Source organism: Trujillonella endophytica (genome assembly GCF_900110555.1).
GTDB lineage: Bacteria > Actinomycetota > Actinomycetes > Mycobacteriales > Geodermatophilaceae > Trujillonella > Trujillonella endophytica.
This window is the reverse complement of sequence record NZ_FOEE01000007.1, coordinates 230,756-247,647: the sequence shown is the minus strand read 5'-3', so window position 1 is coordinate 247,647 and position 16,892 is coordinate 230,756. Positions and strand designations below refer to the sequence as shown.

Annotated in this window: 15 protein-coding genes; 9 read left to right on the top strand and 6 right to left on the bottom strand. The window is 78.0% G+C overall.

Annotated features, from left to right (window positions below; genetic code table 11):
- The first annotated feature begins 54 nt into the window (after positions 1 to 54).
- From BMY88_RS13160 to BMY88_RS13150, 3 genes are read left to right on the top strand one after another with little or no spacing between them, the layout of a single operon-like run.
- A complete protein-coding gene (locus BMY88_RS13160) occupies positions 55 to 813 on the top strand; it encodes a class I SAM-dependent methyltransferase (RefSeq protein ID WP_091943840.1) in 759 nt (252 codons plus the stop codon).
- On the top strand, positions 810 to 2,000 hold the full coding sequence (locus BMY88_RS13155) for an alkaline phosphatase family protein (RefSeq protein WP_091943838.1): 1,191 nt from the start codon (positions 810 to 812) through the stop codon (positions 1,998 to 2,000). Before BMY88_RS13160 ends, BMY88_RS13155 begins: the two co-directional genes overlap by 4 nt.
- Positions 1,997 to 2,461: a YdeI/OmpD-associated family protein gene (locus BMY88_RS13150; RefSeq protein WP_091943837.1), complete on the top strand. Its 465-nt coding sequence runs from the start codon at positions 1,997 to 1,999 to the stop codon at positions 2,459 to 2,461. Before BMY88_RS13155 ends, BMY88_RS13150 begins: the two co-directional genes overlap by 4 nt.
- 19 nt (positions 2,462 to 2,480) lie before the next feature.
- On the opposite strand, the gene BMY88_RS13145 is transcribed toward BMY88_RS13150, so the two are convergent.
- The 3 genes from BMY88_RS13145 to BMY88_RS13135 form a co-directional block, all read right to left on the bottom strand.
- Complete coding sequence (locus BMY88_RS13145) at positions 2,481 to 3,524, bottom strand: ferredoxin family protein (protein ID WP_091943836.1); 1,044 nt, start codon at positions 3,522 to 3,524, stop codon at positions 2,481 to 2,483.
- Positions 3,487 to 4,530 (bottom strand): cupin domain-containing protein, encoded by a 1,044-nt coding sequence (locus BMY88_RS13140; protein ID WP_342008899.1) that lies wholly within the window; start codon positions 4,528 to 4,530, stop codon positions 3,487 to 3,489. Before BMY88_RS13140 ends, BMY88_RS13145 begins: the two co-directional genes overlap by 38 nt.
- A gap of 284 nt (positions 4,531 to 4,814) precedes the next feature.
- Positions 4,815 to 5,144: a BatC protein gene (locus BMY88_RS13135; protein WP_091943831.1), complete on the bottom strand. Its 330-nt coding sequence runs from the start codon at positions 5,142 to 5,144 to the stop codon at positions 4,815 to 4,817.
- 218 nt (positions 5,145 to 5,362) lie between these two features.
- On the opposite strand from BMY88_RS13135, the gene dinB reads away from it, so the two are divergent.
- Together dinB and BMY88_RS13125 are read left to right on the top strand one after the other, a co-directional pair.
- A complete protein-coding gene (gene dinB, locus BMY88_RS13130; RefSeq protein WP_244524664.1) occupies positions 5,363 to 6,610 on the top strand; it encodes a DNA polymerase IV in 1,248 nt (415 codons plus the stop codon).
- A 215-nt stretch (positions 6,611 to 6,825) separates the two neighbouring features.
- Positions 6,826 to 7,227, top strand: coding sequence for a DUF3040 domain-containing protein (locus BMY88_RS13125; protein ID WP_091944012.1), 402 nt, complete (start codon positions 6,826 to 6,828; stop codon positions 7,225 to 7,227).
- A 54-nt stretch (positions 7,228 to 7,281) separates the two neighbouring features.
- Here BMY88_RS13125 and BMY88_RS13120 read toward each other — a convergent pair whose 3' ends face one another.
- From BMY88_RS13120 to BMY88_RS13110, 3 genes are read right to left on the bottom strand one after another with little or no spacing between them, the layout of a single operon-like run.
- On the bottom strand, positions 7,282 to 9,705 hold the full coding sequence (locus BMY88_RS13120) for a transglutaminase TgpA family protein (protein WP_091944009.1): 2,424 nt from the start codon (positions 9,703 to 9,705) through the stop codon (positions 7,282 to 7,284).
- Positions 9,702 to 11,039, bottom strand: a complete 1,338-nt coding sequence (locus BMY88_RS13115; protein ID WP_244524663.1) for a DUF58 domain-containing protein — start codon at positions 11,037 to 11,039, stop codon at positions 9,702 to 9,704. The genes BMY88_RS13120 and BMY88_RS13115 overlap by 4 nt, the downstream gene beginning before the upstream one ends.
- Positions 11,040 to 11,041: 2 nt before the next feature.
- A complete protein-coding gene (locus BMY88_RS13110) occupies positions 11,042 to 12,010 on the bottom strand; it encodes an AAA family ATPase (RefSeq protein WP_244524662.1) in 969 nt (322 codons plus the stop codon).
- 486 nt (positions 12,011 to 12,496) lie between these two features.
- On the opposite strand from BMY88_RS13110, the gene mraZ reads away from it, so the two are divergent.
- The 4 genes from mraZ to BMY88_RS13090 all read left to right on the top strand — a co-directional run bounded on the left by mraZ (position 12,497) and on the right by BMY88_RS13090 (position 16,871).
- Positions 12,497 to 12,931 carry a division/cell wall cluster transcriptional repressor MraZ gene (gene mraZ / locus BMY88_RS13105; protein WP_091943828.1) on the top strand — a complete coding sequence of 145 codons (435 nt, stop codon included), beginning with the start codon at positions 12,497 to 12,499 and terminating at the stop codon, positions 12,929 to 12,931.
- Positions 12,932 to 13,300: 369 nt separating this feature from the next.
- Entirely contained in the window at positions 13,301 to 14,263 is a 963-nt protein-coding gene (rsmH, locus tag BMY88_RS13100) for a 16S rRNA (cytosine(1402)-N(4))-methyltransferase RsmH (protein ID WP_091943826.1), read from the top strand.
- Positions 14,260 to 15,003 (top strand): cell division protein FtsL, encoded by a 744-nt coding sequence (gene ftsL, locus BMY88_RS13095; RefSeq protein WP_091943824.1) that lies wholly within the window; start codon positions 14,260 to 14,262, stop codon positions 15,001 to 15,003. Before rsmH ends, ftsL begins: the two co-directional genes overlap by 4 nt.
- A 2-nt stretch (positions 15,004 to 15,005) precedes the next feature.
- The gene (locus BMY88_RS13090) at positions 15,006 to 16,871 is read left to right on the top strand and encodes a peptidoglycan D,D-transpeptidase FtsI family protein (RefSeq protein ID WP_244524661.1); all 1,866 of its coding nucleotides are present in this window, start codon (positions 15,006 to 15,008) and stop codon (positions 16,869 to 16,871) included.
- Positions 16,872 to 16,892: the final 21 nt, after the last annotated feature.

The following is a 16,892-nucleotide window of genomic DNA, read 5'->3' as shown; positions in this document are numbered from 1 at the left end:
CGGCGCGAGCCTCTGGACGGGGCCGGAGGGCGGGGCGCCACTAGGCTCGGCCGGGTGCCGCCCCCCGCCTCCGCCTCGTCCGCCGCGGAGAAGCTGCCCGCCCGCACCGCCGCCGTCTGGGCCGCGCTCGACCCGCTCGTCGCGGCCGGCACTCCGCTGCGGGTCCTCGACGTGGGCGGCGGCAGCGGCACCCTCGCCGTCCCGCTGGCACTGCTCGGCCACTCGGTCACCGTCGTCGACCCCAGCGCCGACGCGCTCGCCACCCTCCGCCGCCGCGCCGACACCGCCGGCGTCGGCGGCTCGGTGCGCGCCGTGCAGGGCGACGGCGACCGCCTGCACGAACTGCCGCTCACCGCGACCCCCGGCGCCGACGGCGACTACGACCTGGCGCTGTGCCACGCCGTGCTCGAGGTCGTCGACGACCCCGCGGTCACCCTCGGCGAGGTCGCCCGCGCCGTGCGACCCGGCGGCACGGTGAGCGTGGCGACCGCCAACCGCGCCGGCGCCGTCCTCGCCCGCGCCCTCGGCGGCCACCCCGTCGAGGCCCTCGCCCTGCTCGACGGCCGCGACCCGGCGCCCGGCCGCACCCGGCCGGCCGCCCGGCGGTTCGGTCCCGAGGACCTGCTGGCGCTCGTCCGCGACGCCGGACTGCAGCCGGGGGAGTGGCGCGGTGTCTCCGTCGTGGCCGACCTGCTCGACGCCTCCTCCGGCGCGGACCCCGACGCGGTGCGCCGCCTCGAGCTCCGGCTGGCGGAGCTCTCCCCGTACCGGGACGCCGCCGCCGGTCTGCACGTCCTCGCCACCCGGCCGTGAGCAGTTCCCTCCCGTCGGACCTCGCCGTCCCCGGGTACGGCCGCGCCACGCTCGGCGACGTCCTCCCCGGAGTGGCCGCGGCCCTCGGCGTGCGGGTGCACCGCGGGAACGTGCCCGCCGACCCGCTCGGGCTGGGCGCCGCGCTCGGCGGGGCCCGCCGCGTCGCCGTCCTGCTGGTGGACGGCCTGGGGGCCGACCTCGTCCGGCAGCACGCCGCCATCGCGCCCACGCTGGCCGCCCTGGCCAGCCCCGTCGGCGACGTCTCCGCGCCCTGCCCGAGCACCACGCCGGTCAGCCTGACCACGCTCGGCACCGGCCTGCCGCCGGGCAGCCACGGAGTCCTCGGCTTCGTCACGGCGGTGCCCGGGGAGGACCGCACCCTCAACCACACCCAGTGGACCGACGACCCCGACCCCCGGGCGTGGCAGTCGCAGCGCACCGTCTTCGAGCAGGCCGCCGGCGCCGGCGTCACCGTCACGACCGTCGCCCCCTACCTCTACCGCGGATCGGGCCTGTCCGACGCGGCCTACCGGGGCGCGGCCTACGCCGGCACCGTCAGCGGCGGCGACCTCGCGGCCGGGCTGCTGCAGGCCGTCGCCGCCGGCCCGCGCACCCTCGCCTACGGCTACACGCCCGAGCTGGACCTGACCGGCCACGTCCGCGGCGTGGACTCCCCGGCCTGGCGGGCGCAGCTCGCGCTGGTCGACCGGCTCGTCGAGCAGGTCGTCGCCGGGCTGCCCGACGACGCGGCGCTGATCGTGACCGCCGACCACGGGATGATCGACGTCCCCGCCGGGACCCGGCTCGACCTCGACGAGACCCCCGGCCTGCTCGACGGGGTGCGGCTGCTCGCCGGCGAGCCCCGCGCCCGCTACGCGCACACGATCCCGGGCGCGGCCGACGACGTGGTGCAGCGCTGGCGCGAGGTCCTCGGCGCCCGCGCGTGGGTGGTCTCCCGCGACGAGGCCTTCGCCAGCGGCGTGTTCGGCCCGGTCGACGACGCCCTGGCCGAGCGGGTCGGCGACGTCGTCGCGCTGGCGCGGGGCACCTGGGCGCTCACCGCCACCCGCCAGGAACCCGGCCCCAGCCGCCTGGCGGCCTATCACGGCTCCCTCACCGGAGTCGAGCTCGCGATCCCCGTGCTCGTGGCCCACGGCCGCGCCCTCGACCAGGAGATGATCCGATGACCGCACCGGACGGCGTCACCTTCGAGACCACGCTGACCGCGACCGGCAACAACACCGGGATCGCCGTGCCCGACGAGCTGATCGAGCGGCTGGGCGCCGGCAGGCGGCCGCCGGTGCTCGTCGACCTGAACGGGCACCGGTACCGGACCACGGTCGGGGTCATGGGCGGGACCAGCATGGTGAGCGTGAGCGCCGCCGTCCGGAAGGCGACCGGGCTGGCCGGCGGGGATCCGGTGCGGGTCACGCTCACCGTCGCCGACACCCCGCGCGAGGTCGAGATCCCGGCGGACCTCGCGGCCGCGCTGGCCGCCGACGCGATCGCCGGGGCCTTCTTCGCCACCCTCTCCACCAGCCTGCAGCGCTACCACTGCGACACGGTCGCGGGCGCCAAGAGCCCGGAGACCCGGCAGCGGCGTATCGACAAGGCCCTCGCCCTGTTCCGGGAGGGCAGGCAGCGCTGAGCGCGGCGGCGCCGGCGGCTCAGAGGCGGCGGCGCCCCGTGGTCGTCACGGTCCGGCCGGCCGAGGTGACCGCGGTGGAGAGCACGTCCCACACCCGGGCGTGCGCGTCGTGCGTCGCGGAGCAGGTCAGCCGGAACGCCGTCTCGGTGGGCCGGCACTCCAGCTCGACGACGACGTCGCCGTCCTCCCCGGCCAGCGCGACCTCCCAGCGCTCCACGGGGTTGCCGGCCGGGGTGAGCCGGGTGGCCCGCCGGGCCGGGAGGTCGTCGACGCCCAGCAGACCCAGTTCCGCGCGCGCGTGGTGCTGGGCGGCCTGCACGGCCGGCGGGAGCCCGGCGCGCCCGCGCAGCCAGGGCAGCGCCACCTGCTCCTTCTCGTGCGCGGCGAGCAGGTCCGCGCCGTCGTCGGGCACCCGCCCGTAGTAGATCCCCAGCGGCAGGACGACGACGTTGGCGGCGAACCGGTCCCCGCCCAGGTGGCTGCACTCCCACACGTCCGCGCCGGCGGAGAGCAGGCCGCGGGCCACGGGCCGGCCGCGCAGCGCGCAGCAGGCGTCGTGCCCGCCGTGGCTGCACACCAGGTAGGTGAGGTCCTCGCGCGGCTCGCCCACGCTGCCGTCCCACGGCGCGTCGGCGACCTCGAGGTCGGACTCCCGGACCGACCACCAGGCGCCCCGCCGGCCCTCCCGGCCGTCGACGTAGGCCCAGCGCCGCCCCGACTGGCCGGCCCGCGCGTCCGGCCGACGGATGAGGAGCACCCGCACGCCCTCGGCGCGCGAGCGCTGCGCCAGGCGACCGGCCGCCACCGGGTCCAGGCGTGACTGGGTCAGCGCGTCACGCCCCCACGGCCCGGGCTGCTCGATGAGGATCCAGCGGAGGGCGGGCGCGGCCGTCGCGGCGGGGGAGTCGCCCCGGTTCGCCGCGCGCACGGAGCAGCGCGTCTCGTCGAGCTTCCCCGCCGGGCGGGCGGACCGCGCCGCGCCCCCGGCTGCCTCCGCGCCGGTCACGTCGGCGGGAACGCCCGGGTCATCGTCCTGTCCCGAGAGCGCCGTCACGGGACCCATCGTGCCCTGACCGGTTCCCGCCGGGCAGCACGGCATCGGCCACGACCACCACGGACTCGGTCACGAGGCGGCGGGCCAGCGTCAGCTGGTCCGCCGGTGCCAGGCCGGGCAGGTCGGCGACCTTGAGCTCACCGGTCGCGACGAGTGCGGCCAGCGCGGGGCCGGCGCTCGCCGGGAACTCGTGCCGGCGGCGGCCGCCGATCAGCACCACCCGGCCGTCGGCGGGTTCGCGCAGCTGGCAGCGCAGCCGGCGGCGGAGGGTGAGCACGGTGTCCGGCGTCAGCGCGGCCGCGGCGCTCGCCTGGGCCAGCGGCGGGACGGGCTCGGGGCGCACCTGGGCCCACGTGCGGCTGCGCACCCGGTCGGCGACCTCGGCCGGGTCCACCCGGTCCAGCCAGTCGCGCAGCCCCGCGAGGGCGGCGGACACGTCGTCGGCCCCGGCCGCGGGATCGGCCAGGTCGACCCCCAGCGGCAGCGACCGGCGCAGCTCCGGGTCGCCGGCGGCCAGCTCCCGGACGAGGTCCAGCGCGGCCTCGGCCGCGGCCCACCGGGTCACCGGATGGATGCCGACGGTCAGGTGCGCGCTGACCTCGCCCAGCGCGGTGGCGGAGTGCAGGTACCCGCGGGGCAGGTAGAGGACGTCGCCCGGGCGCAGCACCGCGTCGATCACCGGCTCGCCCTCGGCAGCGGCGGCGACCGCGTCGCGGTGGTCGGTCCACGGCTGGCTGCGCAGCGGGTCGGGGTGCACCGGGGCGTGGATGCGCCAGTGCTTCTCGCCGGCGATCTGCAGCACGAAGACGTCGTGCACGTCGTAGTGGGCGGAGAACCCGCGCGAGGACGGCGGGGTCACGTAGGCGTTGACCTGCGTCGGGTGCCCGAGGTCGGCCGCGAGGGCGTCGGCGAACTCGATCAGCGGCGGCCAGAGCCGGTGCAGCCCCTGCAGGACGACGGTGCTGCCCTCGGCGAACAGCCGGAGGACCGCGTCGGGGGAGACCTGGTCGGCCACCTCGGCGCCCGCGCCGCCGGAGGAGGTGAAGCGTGCGGTGTCGACGACGGCGCCGTCCCGGGCGATCCGCAGGAACGGGGTGCGCAGCCCGCGCCGGGAGAGCAGCTCGTCGACGGCGGCGAGGTCGAGCAGGTCGGAGAAGTCGGCGCCGCTCTCGGCGGCGGGGGTCAGCAGCGGCCGGCGGGCCCAGTACTGCTCGGCGAAGACCCGCGGGTCGAGGGAGGTGCACCGGCGCAGGGCCGGCCGGTCATCGACCGGCCGGCCCTGTCCGGCGGGGGAGGAGCTCAGGCCGAACCGTCCGCGCCGCCGTCACCGGCGCTGCCGTCGGCACCGCCGTCGGCGCCACCGTCACCCGCGCTGCCGTCGCCGGCGCCGCTGTCCGCGCCACCGTCGGCACCGGCGTCACCGGCACCGGCGCCGCTGTCGGCACCGCCGTCGGCGCCACCGTCACCGGCGCCGCTGTCCGCGCCACCGTCCGCGCCGCCGTCGCTGCCGCCACCGGCCGCGCCGCCGTCGGACGGGCCGTGACCCGCCGCGCCGTCCGCACCGCCGTCCGCGCCGCCATCGGCTCCACCGTCGGCCACGCTGGTCATGTCGTCGTCGTCGAGCGCCATGCTGCTCCCATCGTTCGTGGGCCACCGGACGGCGGCCCGCAGGACGTGCCTTACCTCGATCATCCTGCTCTCACACACCGGCCCCGACCAGCGGAGATCCGGTTCCCGCCTCCGCGTCGGCAACGGCTCGGTCACGACACGCGGCCGGCGTGCACGCGGCGCCCGGAGCGCCGTACTGTCCTCCCCATCTGGTCGAACACCAGTTCGAAGGAGGGCGTGTGGGCGGGGCGAGCCGGGCGGAGGGGTGCTCCCTGCTGCACGTGGACATGGACGCCTTCTTCGCCAGCGTGGAGGTCCGCCGGCACCCGGAGCTGGCCGGTACGCCGGTGATCGTCGGCGGGCAGGGCAACCGGGGCGTGGTCACCTCGGCCACCTACGAGGCCCGCCGGTACGGGGTGCACGCCGCCATGCCCACCGCCCGCGCGCTGCGGCTGTGCCCGACCGCCACGGTGCTGCCGGGGGACCTGGCGCTCTACGCCGAGGTCTCCCGCTCGGTCATGGCGCTGTTCCGGTCGGTCACGCCCCTGGTCGAGCCGCTGTCGCTGGACGAGGCCTTCCTCGACGTCTCCGGCGCCGGCCGCCGGCTGGGCGACGCGGCCCAGATCGGGGAGTACCTGCGGGCGCGGGTCTTCGACGAGCAGGGCATCACCTGCTCGGTGGGCGTGGCCGGCACCAAGTTCGTCGCCAAGCTGGCCTCCACGCGCGCCAAGCCCGACGGGCTGCTGGTGGTCCGCCCCGCCGAGGTCATGGACTTCCTGCACCCGCTGCCGGTCGGGGCGCTGTGGGGGGTGGGCGCCAAGACGGAGGAGGTGCTGCTGCGGCTGGGGCTGCGCACCGTCGGCGACCTGGCGCACGTGCCCGCCCGCACGCTGCAGCGTGCGGTCGGCGCGGCGGCCGGCGGCGCGCTGCACGAGCTGGCCTGGGGGCGCGACCCGCGCCGGGTGGTGCCCGACGAGCCGGAGAAGTCGGCCGGGCACGAGGAGACCTTCGGCACCGACGTCGACGACCCCGCCGTCATCCACCGGGAGCTGCTGCGGCTGGCCGAGCGCACCGCCGGCCGGTTGCGGGCGGGGGGCTGGCTGGCCCGCACGGTGAGCATCAAGGTTCGCTTCGCCGACTTCACCACGATCACCCGCAGCCGCACCCTCGACGTCCCCACCGACGTGGGGCAGGAGGTCTACGAGACCGCCCGCGCCCTGTTCGACGCGCTCGGGCTGGACCGGGCGCGGATCCGGCTGGTCGGGGTGCGCGCCGAGCGCCTGGTCCAGGCCGGTGCCACGCCGCGGCAGCTCGAGCTGGGGGAGCGCGAGCACGGCCGCCGCGACGCCGAGCTCGCCGCCGACCGCGCGGCCCGCCGCTTCGGCGCCGGAGCGGTCCGCCCGGCCACGCTCCTGCGGCACGCCGGGGACCGGGACACGCCCGGCCGACGGGAACCCCGGACGCTCCCCGTTCGTCGGACCCCCTGAGGCCACGAGCCCTCCCGGAGGCCCACCGTCGCAGTGTCCGCACCCGTCGTGGAGACTCCGACGGGCTCCCGGGGCACCCCTGGGAGTGATCTCGCGGGATTCGGCGGCGGGTCGGGGACGACTCGCCTTTCGCGCCCCGCAATCGGCTCGTATCCTCGGTGTCACCGTCGGCGGGAGCCTCCGACGGCCATGGCTCCGCCCACATGGAGGTCCCGGTGCCGCTCTCCGAGCACGAGCAGCGACTGCTGGAGCAGATCGAGCGCGCCCTCGTCGACGACGATCCCAAGTTCGCCTCCTCCGTACGGACCGGCGACCGTCGGCTCAAGGCCCGGCGCAAGCTGCAACTCGGCGCGCTCCTGGTGCTCGTCGGGCTGGCCCTGCTGATCGGCGGGGTGGCCAAGCTGGTCGTCCTCGGGTTCCTGGGCTTCGTGGTGATGTTCGCCGGCGCGGCGCTCGTCGTCCTCAACTACCGATCGGCCACCGGCGCCCCCGAGCAGACCTCCGGTGCTGCACCCGGCGGCCGCGGGGCCGCCGGCGGCGGTCGCGGCAGCAAGCCCCGCCGTCCGCCGCTGAAGAACCGGCTCGAAGAGCGCTTCCGCCGCCGTTACGACCAGTAGCCCGCCCGGCTCCCGGCAGCCGTCGTCCCCGCGGGGACGGCGGCTGCCGTCGTCTCAGGCCGCGGTCCGGGGACGGCGCCCGGCCCCGATCCGGCGCAGCCGCTGCACACCGCGGCCGGTCAGCAGCGTCTCCGGCACCGACGCCGGCCACAGCAGCGCCCGCAACCGGACCCGGGGCTCGGCGGCGGCCAGCAGCCCCCGGCGCGCCGTGCGCAGCGCCTGCGCCAGGTCCGCGGGCTCCGGGGCACTCCCGGGCCGGGCGTAGCTGGCCGACTCCTCCGCGCCCGCCAGCCGGGCCACCGCCGCGCGCGCGTCGGCGTCGCGCCCCCCGCCGGAGCGGTGCAGGCCCCGGCCGACCGCCGGCGTGCGGGGCAGCGTCTCGCCCAGGCGGGCGGCGACCTGGCGGGGGGTCCACCACGGATCCCACGGCAGCCCCAGGTCCCGGGCGGTGGCGGCGAGCTCGTCCCACGCCGCGGCCGGGCTGCCGGCCGCCAGCCGCCGGCGCCGCTGCAGCACCCGGACGGCGGCCGGGGCCGCGACCAGCGCGGCGGCGAGCAGCACCCCGCCGGCCACGCGCAGGGTGGTGGCCAGCCGATCCGGCGTCCCCGTCCCGTCCGCGGCGGCGGCGTCGTCGCCGATCCCCGCGTCGACCGGGGGCACCACCGGAGCGGGCGCGGGGAGCGGCACGGACGGCAGGTCGGTCCGCGGGTCCATCTCCAGGTCCGGCGGGCGCGGCGCCCAGGGCAGGGTGACCGCTCGGTCGGCGTCGATCGGCGTCGGGTCGTAGGGCAGCCAGCCGAGGCCGTCGAAGAAGACCTCGACCCAGGCGTGCGCGTCGTTGCTGGTGACCACCCGGCTGCCGTCGGCCTGCGGGATGCCGGGCGTGTAGCCGAGGACGAGCCGGGCGGGTATCCCGGCCGCGCGGACCAGCGCCGCCATCGCGCCCGCGTACTGCTCGCAGTACCCGCGGCGGTTGATCAGGAAGTCGGCCAGGTCGTCGCCGGTGGTCCCCGGCTCGGTGGCGAGGCTGTACTCCCAGCCGTTCGCCGGGTCGGTCATGAAGCCGTAGACGGCCTGCACCACCTCGGCCGGGGTGCCGGCGTCCGCCGTCAGCGCCGCCACGAGATCGGTCACGGAGCGGTCGAGCGGCGGTGGGGCGCCGAGGGCGGCCTCCGGCCGGCCGGGGGACACCGGCCCCGCCCCGGCCAGCTGCTCGGGCGTGGGCCGCGGTTCCACCCCGGTGGTGAGGTAGGTGAGGTCGTCCTCGGTGGTGACGTCCGGCGCGAAGACCGTCGCCGAGAAGGAGTCGAACCGCCAGTCCTCGGCGCCGTCGAGGCTGACGGCGAGGGGGGAGGCGAGCACGGGCAGGAACTGGTCGTCGTGCCCGAGCACCGTGACCGTGGCCTCGACCTCCCGGCCGGGGGCACCGTCGGGCAGCGGCGCCAGCACCTCGGCCCGCGCCAGGGAGCGCCCGCCGTCGAGCCCGCCCAGGGTCCAGCCCAGCTCCGGGTCGTAGACGTCCAGCGCGACCGCCCGCAGGTACCCCGGATCGGGCGCCGAGGCCCGGACCCGCAGCAGGTCGATGGGGTCCTCGCGGGTGAGCTCGCCCTGCAGGGCGGCCGCGGGGTCCAGCGACGTCCCCGTCGAGGAGCCGCCCGGGCCGTCCGAGCCCGACGGCCACGCCGCGGCGAAGTCGCCCTCGCCGAGCCGGGGCACCAGCGATCCCAGGACCATCGCGGCGGCCAGGGCCAGCAGCCCGGTGCGGACGGCGGTCAGGGCCCCGGTCACCCGGCGCGGTCCCCCGGCCCGCCGGGGCGCCCAGGCCAGCCGCTGGTGCTGGTCGGCCCAGAGCAGCAGGACCAGTCCGGCCATCGGCAGCGCGACGGGCCACAGGCCGATGCCGCCGTCGATGGTGCTCACCGGCACGCAGAACACGACGAGGAGGGCGAGGGCGGCCAGCGCCGGCTGCCGGCCGCCGACCGCCACGAGGTCCACGACCACCGCCAGGATGCCCATCATCAGCGCGGTGAGCGCGCACAGCCCGGACACCGCCACGACGGGGGTGAACTGCTCCCGGATCTGGGCGCTGCCGTCGACGAGGACCGCGCCCAGGTCGGCCACGCTCTCCGGGGTGGGCACCCACCGGGCCACGGCGCGCTCCGGGGCGAACAGGCCCGTGAGGACGCAGGCGAGCGCGAGGAGCTGACCGATCGGCACGATCGGCACGCCCAGCGCGGCCCACCGGGACGACGGCGGCCGGCCGCCCGAGGCCCAGCCCCACAGCGCCGGCCCGGCCAGCCGGAGGGCCAGCCCGGCCAGGGACACCGCCGCCACCGCGGCCAGGACCCCGGGCAGCCAGCGGTCGTCGGTGAACACCGGCGCCAGCGCGCCCGCCCCGAGCGCGGTGGCCCCTGCGGCGGCCAGCGTCGTCCCGGCGTCCTGCCGGACCGTCGCGGCGGCCGGCGACGGCGCGCTCACGCCGGGACCCCGGTCGACGTGAGCGCCGCCCACGCCTCCTCCACGGGCGCCCCGGCCCGGGCGACGACCACCCGCCAGCCGGCGTCGCGCAGGAGGACGACGGCCTCCTCCCGCTGCTGGGCGAGAGCCGAGCGGGCGGCCTCGGAGGAGGAGCGGCGGGCCCGCGCGCCGCCGGTCGTGGCGGCGTACCCGCCGACGTCCACGAGCACGGCCAGGCCGGCCCCCGGGCCGGTACGGGCCCGGGTGAGCGGGGCGACGTCCGCGGCGCCGACGGCACCGAGCAGGGCCACCACGGGGCCGTCGCCGCCGGCCCGGGCGGTGAGCTCGGCCAGGCCGGACAGGTCGGCGCGCCGCGAGGGCTGGAGGACGGCGAGGCGGTCGAGGAGCTCGTCGGCGGCCAGCCCGCGGCGGGGATCGGTGGCGGGGAGCTCGCCGGCGTCGGTGAGCACCCGCAGCGCCGCGCCCCGGGCGGTGAGGGCGGTGCCGATGCAGGCCGCGGCCTCGACCAGCCACTCCAGGCTGTCGCCCGGCCCCTCCCCGGCGGCGGCCGCCGGCGTGCCGGAGGGGGCGATCAGGTGGGCCCGGGCGCGGGTGTCCAGCAGCAGGGTGGCCGAGGAGCGCCACGGGCGCTCCTCCAGCCGGACCATCAGCTCGCCGGTGCGCGCCGTCGCCCGCCAGTGCACCTTCCGCAGGTCGTCGCCGTGCCGGTAGGCGCGGGTGCTGACGTCGTCCTCGCCGTGGACGGCGATCGAGCGCCGGGCCCCCTCGCCGTTGCCGCCGACCCCGGCCGCCGGCCCGGCCGCCGCCAGTGGCCGCACGCGCGGCACCACGAGCAGCTCCGCGGCGTCGGTGCCGGTCACCGAACGCGTCACCAGCCCGAAGGGGTCGACCAGCCGCAGCCGCAGCGGCCCGAGCCGGTAGCGGCCCCGCCGGGAGCCCGAGGCCCGGTAGTGCAGCGCCGCGGTGGTGCCGGCGGCCAGCCGCTCCAGCACGTACGTCGGCTCGGGGCCGAGCTCGACCGGCAGCGGCTCCGTCAGCAGCCACAGCCCGCCCGCCCGCCGGTCGGCGTTGGTGACCTCGAGGAGGACGTCGGCCGTGCCGCCGCGCGGCACCCGGGTCGGCGTCACCGTGCGGCGGGTGGACAGCCGGAACCGCCGCCGGGCCACCCCCAGCGCGGACAGCAGCGGCAGGGCCAGGACGAAGACGGCGACCTGGAGCAGCGGCAGCTCACCGAGCAGCGCGCCCAGCCCCAGCAGGGTCAGCCCGACGGCGACCATGCATCGCCCGCGGACGGTCAGCGAGGCCAGCGCCGCACCGACCGGCCCGCGCGCCACGGTCAGCGCCCGCGGGGCACGGGGGTGGTGCGCAGCAGACCGGTGACCACCTGCTCGCCGGTGCGCCGGGCGGCCGCCGAGTCCGCGGACAGCAGCAGCCGGTGGGCGAGCACCGGCACGGCCATCGCCTGGACGTCGTCGGGCAGCACGTGGTCGCGGCCGGCCAGCGCCGCGGCGGCCCGGGCGGTGCGCAGCAGCTGCAGGCCCGCGCGCGGTGAGGCGCCCAGTCGCAGCTCCGGTGCGCGCCGGGTCGCCTCGACGAGGGCGACGACGTAGCGGCGGACCGCCTCGGACACGTGCAGCTCGCCGACCGCGGCGACCAGGTCGCGGATGGCGGCCGCGTCGGCGACCGGCCGCAGCGTGCTCAGCGGGTCGATGCCGGTCTGGTCGTCCAGCATGGCCAGCTCGGCGTCCCGGTCGGGGTAGCCCATCGACACCCGCGCGGTGAAGCGGTCGCGCTGGGCCTCGGGGAGGGGATAGGTGCCCTCCATCTCGATCGGGTTCTGGGTGGCCACGACCATGAACGGCCGCGCCAGCTCGTAGCTGACGCCGTCGACGGTGACCTGCCGCTCCTCCATGCACTCCAGCAGCGCCGACTGGGTCTTGGGCGAGGCGCGGTTGATCTCGTCGGCGACGACGACGTTGGCGAACACCGCCCCCGGCTTGAACTCGAACTCGCGGGACTCCTGGTCGTACACCGCCACGCCGGTCACGTCGCTCGGCAGCAGGTCGGGGGTGAACTGGATGCGGCGCACGCTGGCGTCGATCGATCCGGCCAGCGCCTTGGCCAGCGTCGTCTTGCCGACGCCGGGGACGTCCTCCACCAGTAGGTGGCCCTCGGCCAGCAGCACCACCAGGGACAGCCGGACGAGGTCGCTCTTGCCGCGCACGACGCGCTCCATGGCGGCGGCGATCCGGGCGCCGGTGGCGGCGACGTCGACCGCGGGGACGGGCCGGTACACGTCGGTCACCGGCTCACGGTACGTGGCGGAGGCCACCTGCGGCCGGTCCCGGACGCGGCGGCCCGGGCCCCGCATCCTCGGTGCTGCCCGCACGCCGGCGGAGGGTCGCGGTAGGGGAGCGCCTCCGCCCGGGAATCGCGCCCCGGCCCCACCGCGCCCCACCTCCGGCCCCACCGCGCCCCACGGTCGCCCCCACCCGCCCCCACCCCGCCCCCGCGGCGGCCCTCCGGGGCTCCACCGGGCCCGATCCGGCCGGATCGGGGGCCCGGCAGAGGGGGCCCGGGCGGCCGCGGCGGCGTCCCCGGGTCCGGGCGGCCAGCACCGTGCGCCGGGCCGGTGACCTGCACGGGGACCGGTGGGGGAAAGCGGTCACGACATGGCGTCAGGTGGTGTCCAGTGGGGGCCAGTGGGTTACTGTGTGGCCCGGTGGGGAGGTAGGGCCCGTCCCGGGTCCCCGCGGGAAGTCAGGGAGGACGACATGGGGGAGGTGGTCCGGTGTTCGTCGGCAGCTACCCGTTGCGCCTCGACGAGAAGGGCCGGCTCGCGCTCCCCGTCCGCTTCCGCGACCTCGTGGGCGACGGCATGGTGATCAAGAAGGGCCAGGAGCGCTGCGTCTACGGCCTCACCATGGCCCGGGTCGCCGAGCAGAGCCGCACCGCCGCCGCCATGGCGCCGTCCGACACCGCCGAGGCCCGCATGCGGGCCCGCATGAGCTTCGGCTCGATGGTCGAGGTCGAGCCCGACAAGACCGGCCGCATCACCATCCCGGCGAGCCTGCGCGAGTACGCCGGCCTGGACCGGGACGTCGTCGTCGTCGGCGTCGACACCCGGTTCGAGATCTGGGACGCCGCCATGTGGGACTCCTACGTGGCCGAGCAGGAAGCCGCCTACGCCGCGATGGAGAGCGAGGGGATGCCGACCCTGTCCTGAGCCGCACCGCCCAGCGACTTCCTCCGCACCCCCCGACCGAGCCGTCTTCCCTGCGGCTCGACCGGCCCGGCCCGAGTCGCCTTCCCCGCGACTCGGTCCTCCCGCGGAGCCCGCCGACTTCCCTCGGCACGTCGCGATCCGGCCCCGGCCGGACCCCGGCGGACTCCGGCGCCCCCGCGGAGCCCCTCCTGACGCACTTCCCCGGCGCCAGGCGAACGCTCCGCGGGGCGCCCGAGACCGCCCCCTGCACCTCAGGCCCCACCGGCACCAGCCGATCCGCGACCCGCCCGGCCGCTGACCCCGCCGACGCCGCGCTCCGCGCCACCATGGGACGAGCCCGCACACGACCCGTTCGAGGAGCAGTCGACGATGAGCAGCAGCGCGGTGCACGTCCCCGTGCTCCTCGAGCGCGTGACCGAGCTGCTCGCTCCCGCCTGCGCCGCCCCCGGGGCCGTGCTCGTCGACGCCACGCTCGGGCTCGCCGGTCACTCCCTCGCGATGCTCGACGCCCATCCGGGGCTCCGCCTGATCGGCCTGGACCGCGACCCCGACGCCCGCGCGGAGGCCGCCCGCCGGATCGCCGCCGCCGGTCACGCCGACCGCGCCACCCTCGTGCCGGCCGTCTTCGACGAGCTGCCGCAGGTGCTCGACTCCCTCGGGATCGACGAGGTCCAGGGCATCCTGTTCGACCTCGGCGTCTCCTCCCTGCAGCTGGACCGCCCCGACCGCGGGTTCAGCTACTCCGCCGACGCCCCCCTCGACATGCGCATGGACCCCACCGTCGGCCGCACCGCCGCCGACGTGGTGAACACCTACAGCGCCGGCGAGCTCGCCCGCGTGCTGCGGGTCTACGGCGAGGAGCGCTTCGCCGGCCGGATCGCCTCGGCCATCGAGCGGGAGCGCCGCCGCGAGCCCTTCACGCGGACCGCCCGGCTGGCCGAGCTCGTGCGCTCCGCCATCCCGGCGGCCACGCGGCGCACCGGGGGCCACCCCGCCAAGCGGACCTTCCAGGCGCTGCGCATCGAGGTCAACGACGAGCTCGGCGTGCTCGAGCGCGCGCTCCCGGCCGCCCTGGACGCGCTGGCCGTGGGCGGTCGCGTCGTCGTCATCACGTTCCACTCCCTCGAGGACCGGATCGTCAAGCAGGTGCTGGCCGCCGGCGCCGCCGACCGGACCCCGCCCGAGTTCCCGGTGCCCGTGCCCGAGCTGGCCCCCGTCCTGCGGCTGGTCACGCGCGGCGGCGAGGCGCCGTCGGACGCCGAGGTGGCGGCCAACCCGCGGTCGGCCTCGGCGCGCGTCCGCGCGGCCGAGCGGGTCCGGCGGGCGGCATGAGCGCGGCGGCACGGGCGCCCCGGCCCGAGGACGACGGCGCCCGTTCCGGCAGCCCGCGGGCGGCGCGCCCGGCACCGCGCACCGGCACGCCCCGCACCGGCACGCCCCGCTCGGGCACGCCCCGCTCCGGCACGCCCCGCAGCGGTACGCCCCGCGCGGCCGCCGCCCGCCCCGCGGCGCCCCGGCCCACCCCCGAGGCCGCCACCCCCGCCACCCCCGCGCCGCGGCCGGCCACCGGCCCGCGGCCGGCGGTGGCCCCGGTCCGGGGGCGCGCGCACACCGCCCCCGTGCGGGCCGGTGCGCTGCGCACCCGCCCCTCGCGCCCGGTCCCGCGCGAGGCGCCGGCACCCGTCGTGGCCGAGCCGCGCCGCCGGTCGGTGGTGGGCGCGGGCACCGGGCGCCGCGCCCCGTTCGTGCTCCTGATCGTGGGCCTGCTGCTGGGCACGACGCTGGCCCTGCTGTTCCTCAACACGGCGATCGCGGTGAACTCGCTGAACGCCACCGAGCAGCGCGCGGAGAACGTCGAGCGCGTCCAGCGGCTCGAGCGGCTGGAGCAGCAGGTGATCGCCGCGGGCACGCCGGCCGCGCTGGCGGAGGCCGCGGCGGCGGCGGGGCTCGTCCCCGCCGGGACCGCCGGTCACCTCGTCCTCGCCCCGGACGGGACCGGGACGCTGCGCGGCGTCCCGGTGCCCGCCGAGGCCCCGCCGCCGCCGGTCCCGCCGCCCGGCGCCGGGGGCTGAGCGTGTCCTCCCCGCACCGCCCGCCCCCCGGCCGGCGGGCCGGCGACCGCCCCGCTCCGCGGCGCGCCCCGCGCACCGGCGCGCCCGAGTCCCCGCGGGCGACCGGCGCCTTCGTGCCCCGCCGCGCCGCCGGCCGCCGCCGCCGCGCCACGCTCCCCGTGCTGCCCGCGCGCGGCCTGCGGGTCGGCATGGCCTTCATCGCCGCCGCGCTCCTGCTGGTCACCGGCAAGCTGGTGCTGCTCCAAGGGGTCGACGGCGGGGAGTACGCCGAGGCCGCGTCCCAGGCCCGGCTGCGCACCGACGACATCGCCGCGCTGCGCGGGCAGGTCCTCGACCGCGACGGCGATCCCCTCGCCTACACCGTGGCCGCCTCGCTCGTCGTCGCCGATCCGCTGCTCGTCAGCGATCCGCAGCGGACGGCGCTGGCACTGACGACCCTGCTCGACGTCCCCGTGTCCGACCTCACCGAGCTGCTCTCGCGCGACGGCCGGTACGTGCAGCTGGCCCACCAGGTCAGCACCGAGACCGTCGGCGCCATCGAGGAGCTCGAGCTGCCCGGCATCCGCTTCGAGGACGAGCCGGTGCGCCTGTACCCGGCCGGATCCGTCGGGGGCCAGGTGGTCGGCTTCGTCGGCCGGGACGGCGCCGGGCTGGCCGGGATCGAGCAGCGCTTCGACGAGCAGCTGGCCGGCACCGACGGCGAGCGGCGCGTGGAGGTCGGCAGCGGCGGCAATCCCATCCCCTCGGGCATCGACGAGTCGACGCCGGCCGTCGACGGCGGCACGGTCCGGCTGACCCTCGACGCCGACGTCCAGTTCGTCATGGAGCAGCGGCTGGCGCAGGCCTGCTCCGACGGCGCGACCACGCGCGCCTCCGCCGTCGTCCTCGACGTGCACACCGGTGAGGTCGTCGCGATGGGCAGCTGCCCCGGCTACGACCCCGGAGCGGCCCGCAGCACCGACCCCGACCTCCTCGGCAACCCCGTGGTCTCCCAGGTGTTCGAGCCCGGCTCGGTCATGAAGGCCGTCACGCTGGCCGGGGCGATCGAGGAGGGGCTGGCCACTCCCGAGACGGTGCTGACCGTCCCGGGACACATCCAGGCCGGCGACGTCGTCGTCACCGACGCCCACGACCACGAGCCGGTCGACTGGACGGTGACCGGCATCCTCGCCAAGTCCAGCAACGTCGGCACGATCATGCTGGCCCGCCAGCTGGGCGACGAGCGCCTCGAGGAGTACCTGCGGGCGTTCGGGATCGGCGGGAGGACCGGCATCGAGCTGCCCGGCGAGAGCGCCGGCATCCTCGAGCCCGCCGAGGACTGGACGGCGAGCCGCGCGGCGAACGTTCCCATCGGGCAGGGCGTCTCGGTCACCACCCTGCAGATGGCCTCGGTCTACCAGGCGATCGCCAACGGCGGCGTCCGCATCGACCCCCGCCTGGTCTCCTCGGTCACCGCGGCCGACGGCACCGTGACCCCGGCCGAGCGCCCGCAGCCCACCCGGGTGATCGGCGAGGAGACCGCGGCCGACCTCGCCTACATGCTCGAGGCGGTCGTCGGCCCCGGCGGCACGGCGCCCCTCGGCGAGGTCGACGGCTTCCGCGTCGCCGGCAAGACCGGCACCGCCCAGCGGGCCAACCCCGAGTGCGGCTGCTACACCGGCGGCGGCTACGTGACCACGTTCGTCGGCTTCGCTCCCGCCGACGACCCGCAGTACGTCGTCGCGGTCGACCTCGAGCGCCCGACCAGCTCGGCCGAGGGCGGCCAGGTCGCCGCGCCCGTGTTCGCCGACGTGATGCGGTACGTGCTCACCGCGGCCGGCGTCGTCCCCTCGGGCACCGGTCGTCCCGAGTTCGACCTCACCGGGTGAAGGACCCCCGTGCCCCCCACG

What these genes read in the sequence shown, in the direction of transcription:
- BMY88_RS13150 (WP_091943837.1), top strand. Translation starts at nt 1,997, where the DNA reads ATGACCGCACCGGACGGCGTCACCTTCGAGACCACGCTGACCGCGACC.
- BMY88_RS13145 (WP_091943836.1), bottom strand. Translation starts at nt 3,524, where the DNA reads ATGGGTCCCGTGACGGCGCTCTCGGGACAGGACGATGACCCGGGCGTT.
- BMY88_RS13135 (WP_091943831.1), bottom strand. Translation starts at nt 5,144, where the DNA reads ATGGCGCTCGACGACGACGACATGACCAGCGTGGCCGACGGTGGAGCC.
- rsmH (WP_091943826.1), top strand. Translation starts at nt 13,301, where the DNA reads ATGAGCAGCAGCGCGGTGCACGTCCCCGTGCTCCTCGAGCGCGTGACC.
- ftsL (WP_091943824.1), top strand. Translation starts at nt 14,260, where the DNA reads ATGAGCGCGGCGGCACGGGCGCCCCGGCCCGAGGACGACGGCGCCCGT.